The organism is Kitasatospora sp. NPDC001539 (genome assembly GCF_040298565.1).
Classification (GTDB): Bacteria; Actinomycetota; Actinomycetes; order Streptomycetales; family Streptomycetaceae; genus Kitasatospora.
In genome coordinates this window covers 1-1,506 of sequence record NZ_JBEPAK010000479.1, presented here as the reverse complement: position 1 = coordinate 1,506, position 1,506 = coordinate 1, and the positions used below count along the sequence as shown (strand labels likewise).

At 67.4% G+C, this 1,506-nt stretch carries 2 protein-coding genes; one reads left to right on the top strand and one right to left on the bottom strand.

Annotation, left to right across the window (positions count from 1 at the left end; genetic code table 11):
* Positions 1-19: 19 nt before the first annotated feature.
* Positions 20-322 (top strand): transposase, encoded by a 303-nt coding sequence (locus tag ABT247_RS33420; RefSeq protein WP_350750360.1) that lies wholly within the window; start codon positions 20-22, stop codon positions 320-322.
* Here the strand turns inward: ABT247_RS33420 and ABT247_RS33415 are convergent.
* Complete coding sequence (locus ABT247_RS33415) at positions 211-1,362, bottom strand: IS30 family transposase (protein WP_502892549.1); 1,152 nt, start codon at positions 1,360-1,362, stop codon at positions 211-213. The two genes, ABT247_RS33420 and ABT247_RS33415, sit on opposite strands and share 112 nt — an antisense overlap.
* Positions 1,363-1,506 lie beyond the last annotated feature (144 nt).

The window sequence follows — 1,506 nt, the reverse complement described above, 5'->3', positions numbered from 1 at the left end:
GAAGCCGGTGATCCGGCAGATGGCCCGCGATCTGGGGGTGCACCACGAGGCCCTGCGGAACTGGATCCGCCAGGACGAGGCGGACCGGGGCGAGCGCGACGACCGGCTCACCACGGCCGAGAAGGAGGAGCTGGCCGCTCTGCGCAAGGAGAACGCCGAGCTCCGCCGGTCCTGCGAGATCCTCAAGGCCGCCTCGGTGGAGTCAACCGGTCAGCGCAACAGGGCCTCCAGCCTATCGGCCGGTGTCTCGAAGTCGAGGGTCTGCCGGGGGCGGGTGTTCAACCGCAGGGCGATGGCGTCCAGGTCGTCCTGGGTGAGGTGACCCATTCCGGCGCCCTTGGGTAGGTACTGCCGCAAGAGCCGGTTGGTGTTCTCGTTGGTGCCGCGCTGCCATGGGCTCTGGGGGTCGGCGAAGTAGACGGCCAAGCCGGTCGCGGCAGTGACGCTCTTGTGAGCGGCCAGCTCCATTCCGCGGTCCCAGGTCAGTGACTTCCTGTGCTGGGCGGGTAGTTGAAGCATCTGGGTCGAGACTCTGGCGGTGACGGTGGCCGTGTCCCGTGCATCGAGCTGGACCAGCATGGTGAAGCGGGTGGTGCGCTCGACGAGGGTCGCCACCTGAGTGACGCCCTTGCCCATCACAAGGTCACCCTCCCAGTGCCCGGGCACCTTGCGATCGCGCGCCTCGGCAGGGCGTTCGTGGATGGGGACGGCATCTTTGATCTGTGAACGCCACTGCCCAGTAACAGTGTTGTGGATATTGCGTCTGGTCGGACGTCCCGAGCGCAGGTGCTGTTGGAGCTCCTTCGCGAGGACTTTGCGCGTCTGCATGAACAGGGACTTGTAGATGCTCTCGTGGCTGATCCGCATCCCCGACTCGGCCGGCTGGGTCTTGGCCAGGTGCCCGGCTATCTGCTTCGGTGACCAGTCCTCGGCCAGCTTCTCGGCGACCAGTGCGCGAAGGGGCTCGTTGATGGCCAAGAGGCAGAGTTTTGAGCGTCGGGCGCGGTTCCAGGCCCGGTCCTCGGCGTCCACCGCCCGGTAGTGCTCGGCGCCCTTGTTGCGGGCGATCTCCCGGCTGATGGTCGATGCCGCGCGCCCCAGGGCGCGGGAGATCTCGCGGAGTGAGTCGCCTCGGGCCAGTCCACGGGAGATCGACTCCCGCTCGGCGAACGTCAGCGAGCCCGGCCGACGGCATCGGACCGGCGGAACGTACCCGCCGTTGGCCTTGATGATCGTGAAGATCGACCCCGGTGGCCTGCCCAGGGCACGGGAGATCTCGCTGATCGACTCACCGGCCTTCCAGCGGTCCCACAACTCTCGCTTCTGCGTGTCCGACATGCCCGGACGACCCATCCTCGCCATACGCCACACCCTCCACCACCTCGGGTGTTGCGCTGACCGGTTGACTCCACCTCGGCTTTTTTCGCCCAGGAGCTCGACCCGACCCGGCGACGGTACTGAAGCTCATCGACGAGCACCAGGACCGCTTCGGGGCCGAGCCCGTCC